This is a genomic window from Mesorhizobium sp. M0983 (assembly GCF_040318975.1).
Taxonomy (GTDB): domain Bacteria; phylum Pseudomonadota; class Alphaproteobacteria; order Rhizobiales; family Rhizobiaceae; genus Mesorhizobium.
This window is the reverse complement of record NZ_JAMYNH010000014.1, coordinates 14,094-30,838: the sequence shown is the minus strand read 5'-3', so window position 1 is coordinate 30,838 and position 16,745 is coordinate 14,094. Positions and strand designations below refer to the sequence as shown.

Below are 16,745 nucleotides of genomic sequence, written 5' to 3'. Positions count from 1 at the left end.
GACAATCATGGCCGGCGAGAAGATGCAGCTGACCAAGGAAAAAGAAACGCTGCTGATCACCGTCTACGGCAAGGCGCTGGAAAGCCGGCTTCCCAACTCGCTGCTGAAAGACCGCTTTGCGGACGAGGCGGTTCGCCGCATCGACTACGATTTCTCGCGGCTCAAGGTCGACAACAATCTCGGCGTCGGTCTGGCGATCCGGGCCAAGACGCTGGACGACTGGGTTTCGGCTTTTCTGGCGAACAACCCGAACGCCATTGTACTGCATCTCGGCTGCGGGCTGGACACACGAATATTCCGTATCGACCCGCCAGCCGGCGTCGACTGGTTCGACGTCGACTACGCCGAAGTCATCGAGCTCAGGCGCAAGCTCTACCCGATGCGCGAGCATTACCACCTGATCGGATCATCCGTCACGGAGCCTGGCTGGTTGGATGAAGTGCCCGGCGATCGCCCGGCGATGGTCGTGGCGGAGGGCCTGACCCCCTACCTTGCCGCTGACGAGGGCCCAAGACTGGTTTCGCGGCTTGTGTCGCATCTGGCCAGCGGCGAATTTATCTGCGATGCCTACAGCGACCTGGGTCTAAAGCTCGTGCGCCTCAACCGGTCGTTCCGCGCCACCGGAGCCGAACTCCACTGGGCGATCAACGATCCGCGCGACTTGGAACGGTCAGTGCCCGGCCTGCGGTTGGTCGAGGAAACGATGGCGTACAAACCCGAACATGCCGCCCGTGTGAGCTGGTTCGCCGGACTGGTCTTTCGCCTCTGGAGCCACGTTCCGGCTCTTCGGAGGGTCGGCAGGCTGTTGAGATTTCGGTTTTGATCGTCAGCGCGCCTTGGCGGTCGCCAGAGCGCGCGAAAATGCGGTGGCAAAACTTTCGCGGTCGTCGGGGTTGAGGAAGCCACCGATCGAGACTGTTTTTCCTTGCGCCTCGACCGCCATTCTGGTGATGCCGATTTCGGTGTGGCGGGCGATCGAAAAGCGTGCCCAGAACGGATTGAAGCGATGTGCTTCCGATTTGCCTGACGGGGCAGTCTTGCGGATATCGAGGCTGGTGCGAGACACCGACACCTCCTCGCGAGCCCGAGCGGCACGATAATTGGCGCGGAAGGCGATATAGATGGCAATAACATCGAGGCCGAAGAAGCCGAACACCGGCCAGGCGCCGCGCGACAGGAAAAACGCTCCGGTCACCAGCCACCCGAACAGCAATGCGCCCATCAGGATGACAAAGCCGGTCTTGCCCAGCGACCGGTGCGGTATCAGCAGCGCCTGGAAGAATGGCTCGTCGGCCTGAAATGAGGCGTTTGTGTCGCTCATTACAGAATATTATAGGAAAGCAATGACAAGCCCCAAGTCCAAAAACTCTTCGGCGCTAAAAAAAGACCTGTTGCCCGGCCGCCGCGACGGCTCGAACGCCAAGCCGCGTCCGCGGCCGGCGAGGTCGCGGGCGCTTTACAGCCCGGCCGAGGTGCATGAGATTTTCCGGCGCTTTTCCGTTCAGCGGCCGGACCCGAGAGGCGAACTCGAACATATCAACGCCTTCACGCTGCTGGTGGCGGTGGTGCTTTCGGCGCAGGCGACGGACGCCGGCGTCAACAGGGCGACGCGGGCGCTGTTCAAGATCGCCGACACGCCGCAGAAAATGCTGGCGCTGGGCGAGACCAGGCTCGGCGACCATATCCGCACTATCGGGCTGTGGCGCAACAAGGCCAAGAATGTCATCGCGTTGTCGGAAGCCCTGATCCGCGACCACGGCGGCAAGGTGCCCGATGATCGCGATCAACTGGTCGAGCTGCCGGGTGTCGGCCGCAAGACCGCCAATGTCGTGCTCAACGTCGCCTTCGGCCAGCATACGATGGCGGTCGACACGCACATCTTCCGCATCGGCAACAGGCTCGGCCTGGCGCCGGGCAAGACGCCGGAACAGGTCGAGCAAGGATTCCTGAAGATCATTCCGGACGAATATATGCGACATGCGCATCATTGGCTGATCCTGCACGGCCGCTATGTCTGCAAGGCGCGTAAGCCGGATTGCCCTGCCTGCGTCATCGCCGATATCTGCAAGGCCAAGGAAAAGACGACCAGCGTGCCTGCACCACTGGTCGAGATCGCGCCGCTCGGGCCAGTAGAGGCGGCTACTGAATCAGTGCCAGCCAAGTGACTCTGAAGTTCCTCCTATGTGGCGCCATCCACGTTCAGGAGCTCTCTTCGACAAACACCTCCTCGCGCTTCTTCCTGACCGCGGGGAGAAACACGATGACGAGCACGGCGAGCGCGATGAGGAGCAGGCTGGCGCTGATCGGTCTCGTCACGAAGGTACTCGGATCGCCGCGAGAGAGGATCATGGCGCGGCGCAGGTTTTCCTCGAGCAGCGGGCCGAGCACGAAGCCAAGCAGCAGCGGCGCGGGTTCGCAGCGCAGCTTGGTCAGGAGATAGCCAAGCAAGCCGAAGAGTGCGACTGCATAGAGGTCGTAGACGTTGGTGTTGACGCTGTAAACGCCGATCGAGCAGAACGCCATGATGATCGGGAAGAGCACGTAATACGGGATCGTAAGCAGTTTCACCCAAAGCCCGATTAGCGGCAGATTCAAGACGATCAGCATCAGATTGCCGATCCACATCGAGGTGATGATACCCCAAAACAGTGCAGGCTGTTCGATCGCAACATTGGGGCCGGGTACGATGCCCTGGATGATCATCGCGCCGATCATCAGCGCCATTACCGGATTGGCCGGAATGCCGAGCGTCAGCATCGGGATAAAGGAGGTTTGTGCGCCGGCATTGTTGGCCGATTCCGGTCCGGCGACGCCTTCGATTGCGCCTTTGCCGAATTCCCCCGGACTTTTCGAGACACGTTTTTCGACGGTGTAGGAGGCAAAGGCGGCAAGGATCGCGCCGCCTCCCGGCAGGATGCCGAGCGCCGAACCGATGATTGTTCCGCGCACGATGGGGGCCGCCATGCGCCGAAAATCTTCGCGGGTCGGCATAAGGCCGGAGATCTTTCGGATCAGCACGGAACGCTCATGCTCGTTTTCGAGGTTGCGCAGTATCTCGGCGACGCCGAAGACACCGACCGCCACTGCGACGAAATTCAGCCCGTCGGCATATTCGCGGATGCCGAGCGTGAAGCGGGGCGTGCCGGTGTAGATATCCGTGCCGACAAGTCCGAGCAGCAGGCCGAGCACGACCATGGCCAGTGCCTTGACGATCGAGCCGTGGGCGAGCGCGACGGACGAGACCAGGCCGACAATCATCAGCGAAAAATACTCGGCTGCGCCGAATCTCAGCGCTATCGCCGTCAGCGGTGGGGCAAAGATGGCGACGAGGAAGGTCGACACCGTGCCGGCAAAGAACGAGCCTATCGCCGCGGTCGCCAGTGCCGCCCCGGCGCGACCGTTCCTGGCCATTTGGTAGCCGTCGATGGCGGTGACGGCCGACGAAGATTCGCCGGGCATGTTGATGAGGATGGCGGTAGTCGAACCGCCATACTGCGCGCCGTAATAGATGCCGGCGAGCATGATGAGGGAGGAAACCGGATCGCCGATCTGGAAGGTGATCGGCAACAGCATGGCAATGGTTGCGGTGGCGCCGATGCCGGGCAGGACACCAATCAGCGTGCCGAGAAGGACGCCGATCAGGCAGAAACCGAGGTTTGCCAAAGATGTGGCCGTCGAAAAGCCGAGTGCGAGATTGTTGAGGAGTTCCATTTCATCTCCTCACAATGATAGGGGCAGCCACGGGCCGAAACGCCGGAACGGCAGGCCGAGTGCGTAGCTGAAGACGACGAATGCGAACAGCGTCAGGCCGGCCGACAGCACGAGCGCGGTCAGCGGCTTCATACGGCCGCTGCCGAACGATGCGATTAGCGCCGTCAGGAAGATCGAGGGGATAAAGCCGAGGCCGCGCACCGTCAGGCCGAAGAAGATCGGAGCGGGCAGAATGAACAGCATGCCGCGCCACGCGATGTGGCCGATCGGGTCGCTCTCGAAACGCACCGCTTGGACGAGGATGACGGCGCCAAGCAGGATCAGCACGATCGCCAGCACCAGCGGGAAATAGCCCGGTCCCATACGGAAGGCGGTGCCGATTTCGAGGCCGAGCGACTGCAGCGCGAAAAATGCGCCGAGGAAGATGAACAGCGCTGCGCAAATGCCGTTGGTTCTGTCGATTGCGAACGGTTTCATGACGTCCTCCCGGGCCGCGCCGCGGGCTTGCCCATGCCGTGTAAAAACGGGGCGCTGGTGGCGCCCCGTTCAAGCTTTAGTCGGCGTACTGGCCGGCCGCTTCGATGATAGGCTTCCACCGCGCGATCTCACTTTCCAGCTTGGCCTTGAGCGCGGCCGGCGTGGCGTCGGCCTCGGGCGACGGCTTGGTGCCGAGTTCGGCAAAGCGGGCGACGACGTTCTGATCCTTCAGCGCCACCTGCAGCGATTTCGACAGGCGCTCGGTGATCTCGGCCGGCGTGCCCTTGGGTGCATAGATTCCGTGCCAGATGCCGACCTGCACCTGCGGAAGGCCGGCTTCCGTCGTTGTCGGCACGTCCGGAAGCACGTCGAGGCGTTGCGCCGAGGTTACGGCATAGCCCTTGATCGTGCCGCCCTGGATCTGCTTGGTGGTGTTGGTCGTCTGGTCGCACATGATGTCGACCTGGCCGCCGAGAAGGTCGGTCATGGCCGGGCCAGTGCCTTTGTAGGGAACGGTGACCAGCGGCGTGCCGATGGCGCTCATGAACAGCATGCCGCACAGATGCGAGGCCGCGCCTATCCCGGCATTGGCGACGGTGACGGTGTCCTTGTTGGCCTTGGCATAGTCGACCAGTCCCTTCAGATCGGTCGGCTCGAGATCCTTGCGGCCGACGATGGTCATCGGCACTTCTGTGACGAGACCGATATATTCGAACGCGTTCAGCGTGTCGTAGGCGAGGTTCCTATACAGCGTCGCGCTGGTCGCCATGCCGATGTGATGCAGGAGCAGCGTATAGCCGTCAGGATCGGCATTCGCGACGCGGCCGGCGCCTAGCGTGCCGCCGGCGCCGCCGACATTCTCGACGATGACCTGCTGGCCGAGGTCCTTCGACATGGCTTCCGCGACAAGACGCGTGACGGTGTCGGTTGGGCCGCCGGCCGAAAACGGCACGACAACGGTGATGGTGCGTTCGGGGTACGTCTGCGCGCCCGCGGCCAACGGGTAAAGCATGGCGACCGCAACGGCAGCCAGCGCGGCGACGAATTTTCTCATCGTGATTTCCTCCCAGAATACGAATTACCAACCGCTGCGCGGAGTTCCTCTCAAACCGAATGTAGATGGAGCAATAACTAGCGCAACCCGACAAATGACAATCGCCTCAAACGGCAAACTGCACGTTTGTCCGCGCAAATGAGTGGAAAGGTCGGGCCGCGCGATGCCCTTCCTCCGACCTATCTTAATAGCCGTAGCCGCGCGCCATCGCCGCCGCGAACACCGGGATCAACAGGAAGATGAATGCCTCGGTGCGGACATAGGTGCGAACGGACGCTAGCTCCGCCGCAGGCACCTGGAAGCCGGGACTGGCGCTCGCCTGCCTGCTCCAGGACAGGAATCGGACGGTCGGGATAATCGACAACAGGCCGACAATTGCGAAAGCGGCCATCTTTGCCCAGAACATCCAGTTGTAGACGTAGAATTCCCAGCCCTTGAGACCATAGATGACGCGGCCGATGCCGACGACGATGATCAGCATGGCAATGATGCCGTAATGGCGATCGATACCGACAAGCCGCTTCAGCGTCGCGGCGGACAGGTCGCTGCGGATCAGGACGAATTCGGCGCCGATGATGCCTGCCAGCGAAAACACCAGCAGATGATGGAAGATGGCAAGCACAAGGTCGGTGGTGTCCATGCTGTTTCCCCTCTGTCGGACGGCAGCGCCGAAACCGAACGCAGTGAACCAAATACTGGCGAAAAACTAACACCGCTTGGCGGGATTCACATCAGCCTGGAAGATGATCTACACAGCCTTGGTTCTTGTTTTACGCAACGGATTTTGATTCCCCATTTCATGCATGTCGCTGTCCTAACCGTTGGATGACCGGCATTAGGCACCGGCAACACAACCGAGGCATGACCATGACCAGTCCGCAGACAATTGTCGCCCCAGTGATTGAGACCTCTCGCACGGTCCTGCGACCGCACCGGCTGGACGATTTCGACGCCTATGTCGCAATGTGGGCCGATCCCGTCGTCACCCGTTTTATCGGCGGCAAGCCGCGCACGCGGGAGGAAAGCTGGATGCGTTTCCTGAGCCATGCCGGCCTGTGGTCGCTTCTGGGCTACGGCTTCTGGGCGGTCGAGGAAAAGGCGACCAGCCGCTTCATCGGCGAGGCCGGCTTCCACGATCTGAAACGCGACATGACGCCGTCGATCGAGGGCATTCCGGAGGCCGGATGGGCTCTGGTTTCGGCCGTGCATGGCCAGGGGTTGGCCAGCGAAGTCGTCGCACGGGTGCTTGCCTGGGGCGATGAGGCATTTGCAGCCGCGAAGACCGTCTGCATCATCGATCCGGAAAACACCGGCTCGCTGAACGTCGCGGCAAAATGCGGTTATGGCGAAGTGCTGCGAACCGTCTATCAAGACAAGCCGACCATCCTGCTGCAGCGGCAGCCCTGACGGATGCTGTCTGGGCACTGCCTGCCGTCGTCGGGCGTCGAGTTCGCCAGCCTGAACATCGCACGGGCCGATTGTGGCGCATGGGGAGTGTTCTGTCTTTGACAGGATGACGCAAACTCTGCATGAATTTTATCGAGCGGGTCTGAATTCAGGCTACGTTTCTGGCAGGCACCGGAGGAGGTGTCGCGATTTGGAGGAATCCCATGCTGAACAGACGCAGATTCTTGATGAGCACCGCGGCGGCAGGTGCTGCCGGGCTCGCGGCATCGCATTTTATCCCCGCTTTCGCGCAGGACGCACCGCAGCTGCAGATTTTCGTGCCGGCGGCGCCGGGCGGCGGCTGGGACCAGACGGCGCGCGCCATGGACCAGGTGCTGCGTAGTGAAAAGCTGATCTCCGGCTCGCAGATCACCAATGTCGGCGGCGCCGGTGGCACCGTCGGCCTGCCGCAGTTCGTCAACCAGTGGAAGGGCAAGGGCAATGCGCTGATGGTGGCTGGCATGGTCATGGTCGGCGCCATCATCGCCAACAAGGCGGCCAACAACCTTACCGAGGTCACCCCGATCGCCCGCCTTACCGGCGAGTTCGAGGCGCTTGTGGTGCCGGCCGCCTCGCCGTTCAAGACTGCGGCCGACTTCGTTGCCGCCCTCAAGGCCGACCCGACGCAGGTTCCAGTCGCCGGCGGTTCGGCCGGCGGCTCGGACCACATCTTGTTCGGCCTCATCGCCAAGACCGTCGGTGTTCCTGCAACCAACCTGTCCTATGTGCCGTTCGCCGGCGGCGGCGAGGCGCTGTCGGCGCTGCTCGGCAACCAGGTCGCGGCCGGCATCTCGGGCTATGGCGAGTTCGCCGAACAGGTCAAGGCGGGCGCGCTGCGGCTGCTGGCGATATCTGCCCACAAACGCCAGGAGGGCATCGATGCTCCGACCATGAAGGAAGCCGGCATCGACGTCGAGCTGTTCAACTGGCGCGGCGTCTTCGCGCCGCCCGGCGTCTCGGACGCCGACAAGGCAGCAATGATCAAGCTGATCGAGACGATGGCCAAGAGCGACGCCTGGGCCACCGAATGCAAGAACCGCAACTGGACGCAGATCCTGCTCACCGGTGACGACTATGCGAAATTCGTCGCCGAAGACACGGCCCGCATCGGGACGATCCTCAAGGACCTCGGCCTGGCGTGATGCTCTCGGCAAGGCGCGGCCTGCGCCAACCCTTGCCGACTTTCGCCAGCCGCATGGACATACGCGGCGCCGGAGGTGAAACTACGCCGAGATCGGCCGAGTGAGACCGGTCCAAGGAGAACCGGCCCCAAGGGACCGACATTGGGAGGACGATGATGAGCACCAGCGACCAGCAGGCGCCGCCGCGCCTTGCAGTGCCCGAACTGCTGATCGGCGTTGGGCTCCTCGCCTGTGCGGGTGCGGTTGCCTGGCAGACGCTGGCAATCCCGGTGTCGCCGCTCTATTCCAAGGTCGGTCCGACCGTCTTTCCCTACATCACCATGACGGGGATGGTGATCCTGTCGCTGCTGCTCATCATTGCCGCCTTGCGGGGCGGATGGCAGCCGGAGGACGAAAAGGAGACGCCGACCGACTGGAAGGCGATGGGCATCGTCGTCCTCGGACTGATCGCCAACCTCGTGCTGATCCAGCCGCTCGGCTTTACCGCCGCATCTGTCATCATGTTCGTTCTCATCTGCCACGGTTTCGGCAGCCGGCGTCCGCTGCGTGACGTGCTGCTCGGTCTGATCCTGGCGCTGGCCGCCTATTTCGGCTTTGCCAGGGCACTCGGCGTCAATATCGGCGCCGGCTTCATCGAAAACCAGCTGAACGCGATCGTCGATTCGGTCGTTGCCGTGCTGAGGGGCTGACGCCATGGAAACGCTCGGCCATCTCGCGCACGGATTTTCGGTCGCCTTCTCGCCGATCAATCTCATATGGTGCCTGGTCGGCACCACGCTGGGGACTGCGATCGGCGTGCTGCCCGGCCTCGGACCGGCATTGACCATCGCGTTGCTGTTGCCGATCACCTACCAGGTGGCGCCGGAGGCGTCGTTCATCCTGTTTGCCGGCATCTATTACGGCGCCATGTATGGCGGCTCGACGACATCGATCCTGCTCAACACGCCTGGCGAAAGCGCCACTATCGTCACCGCGCTGGAAGGCAACCGGATGGCCCGCTCCGGCCGTGGCGGTGCGGCCTTGGCAACCTCGGCGATCGGCTCCTTCGTCGCCGGCACGCTGGGCACGATCGGCGTTGCCTTCCTGGCGCCGATCGTCGTCAAATTCGCGCTGGCTTTCGGTCCGGCCGAATATTTCTCGCTAATGGTGCTGGCCTTCATCACGGTTTCGGCGGTGCTCGGCTCGTCGTCGGTGCGCGGCCTGACCAGCCTGTTCGTCGGCTTCGTCGTCGGCATGATAGGCGTCGATCTGCAGACGGGGCAGCCGCGCTTCACCTTCGGCATGAGCGAATTGTTGGACGGCGTCGACGTCATCGTCGTCGCCGTTGGCCTGTTCGCCGTTGGCGAGACGCTTTACATGGCCTCGCGCCGCTATGCCGGCAAGGACGACATCGTGCCGTTGAAAGGGTCGCTCTACATGACCGCGGCTGAATGGTCGCGCTCGTGGAGGCCATGGCTGCGCGGCTCCCTGATCGGCTTCCCGATCGGCGCCATGCCGGCCGGCGGCGCCGAAATCCCGACCTTCCTCTCCTATGCCATCGAGAAGAAACTCTCCAGACACAAGGAGGAGTTCGGCACGGTCGGTGCCATCGAGGGCGTTGCCGGGCCGGAAGCGGCCAATAATGCATCCGCCGCCGGCGTGCTGGTGCCGATGCTGACGCTCGGCCTGCCGACCTCGGCGACGGCCGCGATCATGCTGTCGGCATTTCAGAGCTACGGCATCAATCCGGGGCCGCTGCTGCTGACGACGCAGGCCGACCTGGTGTGGGGGCTGATCGCCAGCCTGTTCATCGCCAATGTCATCCTCGTCGTCCTCAACCTGCCGCTGATCGGGCTCTGGGTGCGATTACTGAAGATTCCGGCGCCGCAGCTCTATGCCGGCATTCTGGTGTTCGCCACGGTCGGCACCTACGGCATTTCGCAATCGCCGATCGACCTCATCATCCTCTATCTGCTCGGTGCCGCCGGCTTCCTGATGCGGCGTTTCGATTTCCCGACCGCGCCAGTCATCATCGGCATGATTCTCGGGCCGCTTGCCGAAACGCAGTTCCGCCGCGCGATGACCATCTCGAACGGCGATTGGACGGTGTTCTACAAGCATCCGCTGTCGCTGACGCTGCTGACGCTGGCCTTCATCGGGTTGGTTGGACCGCATATCTGGGCCTACATCGAGCACAGGCGCATGCGCGGACCGGAGCACGTGCCGGGCGATGCCTGAGCTGTTCGTGACGTCATGACAGACCTGCTTTCCGGCATCCGCATCCTTGACCTGACCAATGTGCTGGCCGGCCCCTATTGCGCCTACCAGCTGGCATTGCTCGGGGCCGACGTCATCAAGGTCGAGACGCCGCAAGGCGGTGATCTGGCGCGCCAGCTTGGCGCCTCGCCGGAGCTCAACCGGGTGGGCATGGGCGCTTCGTTCCTGGCGCAGAATGCCGGCAAACGCTCGGTGGCGCTCGATCTCAAGCAGGAGGCCGACCGCGAACGCTTCCTCGATCTGGTCGCTTCGGCCGACGCGCTGGTCGAGAATTTCCGCCCCGGCGTCATGGACCGGCTGGGGCTTGGCCATGCCAGGCTGAAGGAGGTCCGGCCAAGCCTTGTCTATTGTGCGATATCGGGCTTCGGCCAGACCGGGCCGATGCGCGACAATCCAGCCTATGACCAGATCATCCAGGGTCTTTCCGGCATCATGAGCATCACCGGTACACCGGAAACGGCGCCGCTGCGTGTCGGCTATCCCGTCGCCGATACGCTTGGCGGGCTGGTCGGGGCGTTCGCCATTACCGCCGCGCTGGTCAAGCAGAAGACGACAGGCGAGGGTGCGTTCCTCGACGTCTCTATGCTCGAATGCACGCTTTCTGCGCTCGGCTGGCCGGTGTCGAACTATCTGACGGCGGACGTCGAGCCGCAGCCGATGGGCAATGAAAACATGACGGCCGCACCGTCTGGCGCGTTTCGCACCGGCGACGGCTTGCTCAACATCGCAGCCAACAAGCAGGAGCAGTTCGTCACACTGTGCCGGTTGATCGATCGGCCGGAGCTGGCGTCGGATGTCCGCTTTGCCGAGCGCGAAACGCGCAAGCAGAACCGCATTGCATTGAAAGCGCTGATCGAGGATGCCTTGGCGAGCGGCTCTGCCGCCGCCTGGGAGGAGACGTTCAATCGCGCCGGCGTGCCGGCAGGCCGGGTGCTGACAATCCCGCAGGTACTGCAAGAGCAACAGGTGATCCAGCGCGGCATGACGGCGCGCTTCCAGGCTGTGTCCGGGATGGACCGGCCGCTGACCGTGGTGCGCGGCGGCTTCATGGTCGATGGCGAGGCACCTTTGCCGAGCAGGCCGCCGCCGGGGCTCGGCGAGCATATGGACGAGGTTTTTGCCGGTTTGCCGCCACGCGCCAAGAAAAGAGCGAAGGTATGAGCGGCACGGAAAAGAAGGCATGAGCGACACGGAAAACAAGACTGGCCGCGCGCGCGGCGAGGAATGGTGGCAGACCGGCATCATCGAGATGCGGCCCGGCGTCATCCGGCTGCGCGGCTATGAGATCCAGGATCTGATCGGCCGCGTCAGCTTTCCCGCAATGATCTGGCTGATGATGCGCGGCGAACTGCCAAGCGAGGAGCAGGCGACGCTGCTTGGCATCGCGCTGGGTGCCGCCGTCGACCACGGACCGCAGGCGCCGTCGATCGCCATCGCCCGTATGGCGATCACTTGCGGCGTCGGCATCAACAGCGCCATGGCGTCGGCCATCAACGTGCTTGGCGACGTGCATGGCGGCGCCGGCGAACAGGCGCTTTCCTTCTACGGAGACATCGCCGCCGAACTGGACGCCGGCGTGCCGCTCGCGGACGCCGTGTCGGCGCGGGTTGATCGTTTCCTTGCTGGGGAAGACGGTTATGTGCCGGGGCTCGGCCATCGTTTCCATCCGGTCGACCCGCGGGCACCCCGCCTCATCGAGCTGACCCGCGACTTTGCCGCGCTCGGCGTTGTCAGCGGGCGCTTCGCCGACATCGCCGAGGCGATCGAGGCCGAGGTTGCGCGGCGCAAGGGCAAAAAAATCCCGCTCAATATCGACGGCGCCACGGCCGTCATCTACGGAGAGCTCGGCTTCCCGCCGCCGCTGACGCGAGGCCTTTTCGTACTGTCGCGCTCGGTCGGCATCCTGGCCCATGCATGGGAACAGTCGCAGGAAAGCGACCGCAACAAAGGGCCGCTGCCGCGCGAATGGCTGTGGGCCTATACCGGCACGCCGGCGCGGCCTTTGCCCGAGGAAGACGAAGGCAGTCAGTGAGATGTCGGTTCAAGCGACAGCGGAGGGCGCTGGAGCCAATTCCCGATAGAGTCGGGATAGACCCCCATGTTTTATTGAGCGTGATCTTTTCCGAAAGCCGGATTCTGCTTTTTGGGGGTATGCTCCAGCTCGGGACTCCTGATGTTCCTCACCAGCGTCGAAAGATCCGGCTCGTCGATCAGCAGCGCCGCGTCGGCCGGTGCCAGCCATGCCCGCTGCCGCCTGTTGGCTTCTTGCCAGTCGGCAAGTTCCTCGGTTACCTCCAGCAAATAGACGACGACGTCGACGCGGACGAAGCGGTTCGCCAGCCGCTTCCAGTAGCAATAGGTGCCGGCCGGCTGTTTCAATATCCTGCCGAGGACGCCGGCTTCTTCCTGTGCTTCGATGGTGGCCGCCTTGCGACCGCCCTTGCCCTTCATCGGCCAGCCTTTCGGCACGATGAAGCGCCTCGTCGTTCGCGATGTGACGAGCATAACCTCGACTTCGCCATGCTCGCTCAGCCGAAAGGGGATCGCCGCGACCTGGCGAATCCGGGCGCCCTTCCTTGCCTTACGGACGACCTTCTTTCTGCTGGCTGCCATTCAAAAATCCAGTCGAAGCGGTGCCCAAAGCACGAAGGGCAGCATTGCTAAATCCAAACCGCCTTCGATGTTATCTCAGGTGCGGCGGCATCCAAGCATAATAAGTCGGCTAAATAAATGAAAACGTTAGCGGCAAGTGCTGACAAAGCCGCTCCCTGACGGCAGCAACTGACAAGTCGGCTTCATCTGCGGCACCACCTGCGGTTGGGGCGCCGGGATTTGGCGGTCCTGCGCACGGTATTGCTGTTGCTGCTGCTGATATTGCTGCCGCTGCAGCCTGTTCTCCAGCATCTGCAACTGGTTTTGCTGGATCAATGCGTTGCGGTCGGCGGGGCTGACGATCTGTGCCGATGCGGCAGGATTTACGCCCGACAGCATCACCGTTGCCAGCATTGCCGACCCTAAAAACGTCAATAGACGAAGCTGTGACATTCATTAATTCCCGCACAAAACCGACCTCAGATTAATATAGGGGTTTTGCCCGGCGATGCCATGGCCGCCGCTGATTCGCGGCGAATTGCTACGTCGTCCTGCCGGCTTTGAGGAGGCATTGCGGTACGCGAGGCTGGCTCTCCCATTTCACTCGACTTCGCGCAGCCGATATCCGACGCCGGTCTCGGTGGTGATATAACGGGGCTGGTCGGGCATCTTTTCGATCTTTTGCCTGAGTTGCCGGACATAGACCCTGAGATATTGAACGTCGGTGGAATCGCCCCAGACCTGCTTCAGCAGGAATTGGTGGGTGAGAACCTTGCCGGCGTGCTGTACGAGGATGCGGAGGATGTCGTATTCCTTCGGCGAGAGCTTTATCTCCTTGTCCTCGACCTTGACGATGCGCTTCACCAGATCGACGGAGAGGTCGCCGGTGTGGAACACCGGTTTCTCACCCTGCTGCTGGAACTTGTGGCGCAGCGCCACGCGGATGCGTGCCACAAGCTCGTTCATACCGAACGGCTTGGTGACATAATCGTCGGCGCCGAGTTCGAGGGCCGAGACGATGCCGGCCTCATCAGTGCGGCTCGAAAGAATAACCACGGGAATGTCCAGGCCATCATCCCGCCATTTGCGCAGCAGCTCATGCCCGCTCATGCCGGGCAGGCCGAGATCGAGGAGGACCAGGTCCGGCTTTTCCGTCTCCATGAGTTCAATCGCCGCGCTGGCGTTCGGCGCCTCGCTGATCGCATAGCCTTGGCTGCCGAGCCCGACGCGAAGCAGTTTCCGGATCGGCGGCTCGTCGTCGACCACCAATATCCTGACGTCCAAATTCGTCATGACAGGTGGTCCATGTTTCGATCGTCAGCATCGGGTTCACCGACATCGGGGAGTTCTGCCGGCACCGGCATTCTTATGGTGAAAACCGCGCCCGAGCGGTCGGTCCTGTTCGCCGCCGAGAGCGTCCCGCCCATCGCTTCGATGAAGCCGCGGCAAATCGACAATCCGAGCCCGGTGCCGGCACGCACCTGGTCACCCTTGCGCACACGGTAGAAAGTGTCGAAAACGCGCTCCAGGTCCGCTGGCGGAATGCCTGGTCCCTCATCCATGATCTGCAGGATGACGCTGCCATTGTCGGCCCAGGCCTGCAGGCGGATCGTCGAACCTGGCGGCGCGTATTTTGCGGCATTGTCGAGGAGATTGAACAGCACCTGCTCGAACAGAACGGGATCGACACGCAACATCGGCAGATCCGATGGAATATCGATCTCGGTCTTGTGCTCGCCGACGATTTTGCGGGCCCGATGCAGGGCTGAGCCGACAATGTCGCCGACATAGTGGAACGCATAATTTGGCTCCATCGTGCCGGACTCTATCTTGGTCATGTCGAGCAGATTGGCGATGAAGCGGTTCAGCCTTTCCGATTCATCAAGCACGGTCGACAGCAGTCCCGCCCGGTCCTGCTCGGGAAGCGCGGCTTCGAAGTCCCTGAGTGTTCCGGCCGCGCCCATGATGGCGGCAAGCGGCGTTTTCAAATCGTGGGAAATGGAGGTGAGCAAGGCCGAGCGCAGACGGTCTGCCTCGGCCGCAAGCTTGGCCCGGTCAACATCGGCGACGAGCTGGATGCGCTCGATGGCGACCGCCGCCTGGTCGGCGAGCGCATCGAGCAGACGCTGCTGGTCGGGTGTCAGCAGCGGGCCTTGCTTGTCGTTGTCGAGGCCAACGACGCCCACCGCCGTGCGTCCGGTCCGCAAGGGCAGATAGAGGCGTTTTGCGCCCGGCAGCGTGTCGGCGCCGCGCCCGGCGGCGCGGTTGTGTTCCCAGGCCCAGAGCGCTGCGGCAATGTCTGCCTCGGCCAGCGTGTCGTCGGGCGGGTAGCCGGCCTTGACCACAATCGTGCCGTTCTCCGGCAGAAGCAGCACCACGCGAAGCTTCAGCATCGAGGCGATCTGGAAGGCAGTCGCCCAGAGAACGTCGTCGAGCGTGCCCGTTCCGGCCAGTTTCTTGGAGAACAAATAGAGATCCTCGGTAGTGCGGGCGCGGGATTGTGCTGCCACGACCTGGCGCTGCACCCGAGCCGTCAAATTGCTGGCGATGATCGCCACGCAGAAGAAGAAGCCGAGTGCGACGGCGCTTTCAGGATCGCTGATATTCAGCGTGTAGAGCGGATCGAGGAAGAAGAAATTGAAGACCACGGCGCTGAGAACGGAAGCGAATATCGCCGGCCAAAGCCCGGCCGTGACCGCTGACGCCAGCACAGCCATGAGAAAGACAAGAGCGATGTTGCGCACATCCAGCACGCGCGACAGCAATTCGCCGAACAACAGCCCTGCCACGACATAGAAGACGACAGTCAGATAGGGCCTGATGTCGAGGCGCGGTGGTTGAGCGGGAGTCAGCCCCCGCGACGGCGGGACTTGCGCCTGGGCGTCACCGGAGACGACGTGAACGCTGATCTTGCCGGCATCGCGTATCAGGTCATAAGTGACGGAGCCGTCAAATAACTGCCGCCAGCGCGACTTGCGTGGCTTGCCAGTGATGATGTGGGTAACGTTATTGGCCGCCGCATAGCGCAGGATGTCTACGGCAACGTCGTGGCCAGGTATGGTCACGGCAACACCGCCCAATTGTTCAGCAAGGCGAAGCGTTGATGCCAGCCTGTCGCGATTCTGCTCGGACAGCCCGGTCGAGCGTGGCGTCTCGACATAGAGCGCCAGCCACGAGGCGCGAAGCCGCTCTGCCTGGCGGCGGGCATAGCGTACAAGCGACGCGCTGCGCGGATCCTCATCGACCCAGACCAGGACACGCTCGCTGGCCGCCCACGGTCCCGGGATGGCGTGTGCCTGCATATGGTTGAGCAACTGCTCATCGACCCGCTGGGCGGTGCGGCGAAGCGCCAACTCCCTGAGCGCCGTCAGATTGCCCGGCGAGAAATAGTTCTCGATGGCGCGCTGGGCGGTGTTGGGGAAGTAGACCTTGCCTTCCTCCAGCCGCTTGATCAGGTCGTCGGGGGTGAGGTCGATGATCTCGACATCGTCGGCTTGATCGATGATGGAGTCGGGGACGGTTTCACGCACCCTGACGCGTGTGATCTGGGCCACGACGTCGTTCAGGCTTTCGACGTGCTGGATGTTCAGTGTCGTGTAGACATCGATCCCGTGCGTCAGGATTTCCTGGACGTCGAGGTAGCGCTTGGGGTGGCGGCTGCCGGCGACGTTGGTGTGGGCGAGTTCGTCGACCAGAACCAGCGCCGGGCGCCGGGCGAGGATGGCGTCGAGATCCATCTCCTCGAGAATGCGCCCCTTGTAGTCGATCTCAAGGCGAGGAATGACCTCGTAGCCTTCGACCAGCGTCTGCGTCTCCTTGCGACCATGCGTCTCGACGATGCCGATCACCACGTCGATCCCGTCGGCCAGCCTGGCGCGGCCTGACATCAGCATCTCGTAGGTCTTGCCGACACCGGGAGCGGCGCCGAGAAATATCCTCAGGCGACCTCGCTCCTCCCGCTCGGCATGCTCAAGCAGCGCGTCGGGAGAGGGCCTGGTTTCGGCGGTGCGGCTGTCGTCTGGCATTAGGATCAATCATGAACGGCGCCGGCTTCGGTGTCGATCCCG

The 16,745-nt window shown here is 62.8% G+C and carries 17 protein-coding genes; 8 read left to right on the top strand and 9 right to left on the bottom strand.

Translation table 11 applies throughout. From position 1 onward, the window contains the following. The first annotated feature begins 7 nt into the window (after nucleotides 1-7). Entirely contained in the window at nucleotides 8-823 is an 816-nt protein-coding gene (locus tag NKH71_RS22960; RefSeq protein WP_023718972.1) for a class I SAM-dependent methyltransferase, read from the top strand. A 3-nt stretch (nucleotides 824-826) separates the two neighbouring features. Here the strand turns inward: NKH71_RS22960 and NKH71_RS22955 are convergent, their stop codons facing one another. Beyond that, on the bottom strand, nucleotides 827-1,321 hold the full coding sequence (locus NKH71_RS22955; protein ID WP_023718973.1) for a DUF2244 domain-containing protein: 495 nt from the start codon (nucleotides 1,319-1,321) through the stop codon (nucleotides 827-829). A 22-nt stretch (nucleotides 1,322-1,343) separates the two neighbouring features. Between NKH71_RS22955 and nth the strand changes: the two genes are divergently transcribed. Next, nucleotides 1,344-2,165, top strand: a complete 822-nt coding sequence (nth, locus tag NKH71_RS22950; RefSeq protein ID WP_023718974.1) for an endonuclease III — start codon at nucleotides 1,344-1,346, stop codon at nucleotides 2,163-2,165. A gap of 34 nt (nucleotides 2,166-2,199) precedes the next feature. Here the strand turns inward: nth and NKH71_RS22945 are convergent, their stop codons facing one another. From NKH71_RS22945 to NKH71_RS22930, 4 genes are all read right to left on the bottom strand, one after another. Further along, nucleotides 2,200-3,711, bottom strand: a complete 1,512-nt coding sequence (locus tag NKH71_RS22945) for a tripartite tricarboxylate transporter permease (RefSeq protein ID WP_023718975.1) — start codon at nucleotides 3,709-3,711, stop codon at nucleotides 2,200-2,202. A 9-nt stretch (nucleotides 3,712-3,720) separates the two neighbouring features. Beyond that, a complete protein-coding gene (locus NKH71_RS22940) occupies nucleotides 3,721-4,188 on the bottom strand; it encodes a tripartite tricarboxylate transporter TctB family protein (RefSeq protein WP_023718976.1) in 468 nt (155 codons plus the stop codon). Nucleotides 4,189-4,264: 76 nt separating this feature from the next. Then, on the bottom strand, nucleotides 4,265-5,242 hold the full coding sequence (locus NKH71_RS22935; protein WP_023718977.1) for a tripartite tricarboxylate transporter substrate-binding protein: 978 nt from the start codon (nucleotides 5,240-5,242) through the stop codon (nucleotides 4,265-4,267). Nucleotides 5,243-5,426: 184 nt separating this feature from the next. Continuing rightward, entirely contained in the window at nucleotides 5,427-5,882 is a 456-nt protein-coding gene (locus tag NKH71_RS22930) for a DUF2214 family protein (RefSeq protein WP_023718978.1), read from the bottom strand. 227 nt (nucleotides 5,883-6,109) lie between these two features. Here NKH71_RS22930 and NKH71_RS22925 point away from each other — a divergent pair, with 227 nt between their 5' ends. The 6 genes from NKH71_RS22925 to NKH71_RS22900 all read left to right on the top strand — a co-directional run bounded on the left by NKH71_RS22925 (nucleotide 6,110) and on the right by NKH71_RS22900 (nucleotide 12,118). After that, a complete protein-coding gene (locus tag NKH71_RS22925) occupies nucleotides 6,110-6,649 on the top strand; it encodes a GNAT family N-acetyltransferase (protein ID WP_023718979.1) in 540 nt (179 codons plus the stop codon). A 203-nt stretch (nucleotides 6,650-6,852) separates the two neighbouring features. Next, nucleotides 6,853-7,830 carry a Bug family tripartite tricarboxylate transporter substrate binding protein gene (locus NKH71_RS22920; RefSeq protein WP_352895348.1) on the top strand — a complete coding sequence of 326 codons (978 nt, stop codon included), beginning with the start codon at nucleotides 6,853-6,855 and terminating at the stop codon, nucleotides 7,828-7,830. Nucleotides 7,831-7,985: 155 nt separating this feature from the next. Next, a complete protein-coding gene (locus NKH71_RS22915) occupies nucleotides 7,986-8,519 on the top strand; it encodes a tripartite tricarboxylate transporter TctB family protein (protein WP_023718981.1) in 534 nt (177 codons plus the stop codon). A gap of 4 nt (nucleotides 8,520-8,523) precedes the next feature. Continuing rightward, a complete protein-coding gene (locus NKH71_RS22910) occupies nucleotides 8,524-10,047 on the top strand; it encodes a tripartite tricarboxylate transporter permease (protein WP_352483579.1) in 1,524 nt (507 codons plus the stop codon). 15 nt (nucleotides 10,048-10,062) lie between these two features. Then, nucleotides 10,063-11,247, top strand: a complete 1,185-nt coding sequence (locus NKH71_RS22905) for a CaiB/BaiF CoA transferase family protein (RefSeq protein WP_352483578.1) — start codon at nucleotides 10,063-10,065, stop codon at nucleotides 11,245-11,247. Nucleotides 11,248-11,266: 19 nt separating this feature from the next. Next, nucleotides 11,267-12,118 carry a citryl-CoA lyase gene (locus NKH71_RS22900; RefSeq protein WP_023718984.1) on the top strand — a complete coding sequence of 284 codons (852 nt, stop codon included), beginning with the start codon at nucleotides 11,267-11,269 and terminating at the stop codon, nucleotides 12,116-12,118. Between the two features lie 71 nt (nucleotides 12,119-12,189). Here NKH71_RS22900 and NKH71_RS22895 read toward each other — a convergent pair whose 3' ends face one another. From NKH71_RS22895 to NKH71_RS22880, 4 genes are all read right to left on the bottom strand, one after another. Beyond that, nucleotides 12,190-12,699 carry an NUDIX hydrolase gene (locus NKH71_RS22895; RefSeq protein ID WP_023718985.1) on the bottom strand — a complete coding sequence of 170 codons (510 nt, stop codon included), beginning with the start codon at nucleotides 12,697-12,699 and terminating at the stop codon, nucleotides 12,190-12,192. A 126-nt stretch (nucleotides 12,700-12,825) separates the two neighbouring features. Then, nucleotides 12,826-13,131, bottom strand: a complete 306-nt coding sequence (locus NKH71_RS22890) for a hypothetical protein (protein ID WP_023718986.1) — start codon at nucleotides 13,129-13,131, stop codon at nucleotides 12,826-12,828. Between the two features lie 147 nt (nucleotides 13,132-13,278). Beyond that, nucleotides 13,279-13,971: a response regulator transcription factor gene (locus tag NKH71_RS22885; RefSeq protein WP_023718987.1), complete on the bottom strand. Its 693-nt coding sequence runs from the start codon at nucleotides 13,969-13,971 to the stop codon at nucleotides 13,279-13,281. Further along, on the bottom strand, nucleotides 13,968-16,703 hold the full coding sequence (locus tag NKH71_RS22880; RefSeq protein ID WP_352895347.1) for a DUF4118 domain-containing protein: 2,736 nt from the start codon (nucleotides 16,701-16,703) through the stop codon (nucleotides 13,968-13,970). The genes NKH71_RS22885 and NKH71_RS22880 overlap by 4 nt, the downstream gene beginning before the upstream one ends. Nucleotides 16,704-16,745 lie beyond the last annotated feature (42 nt).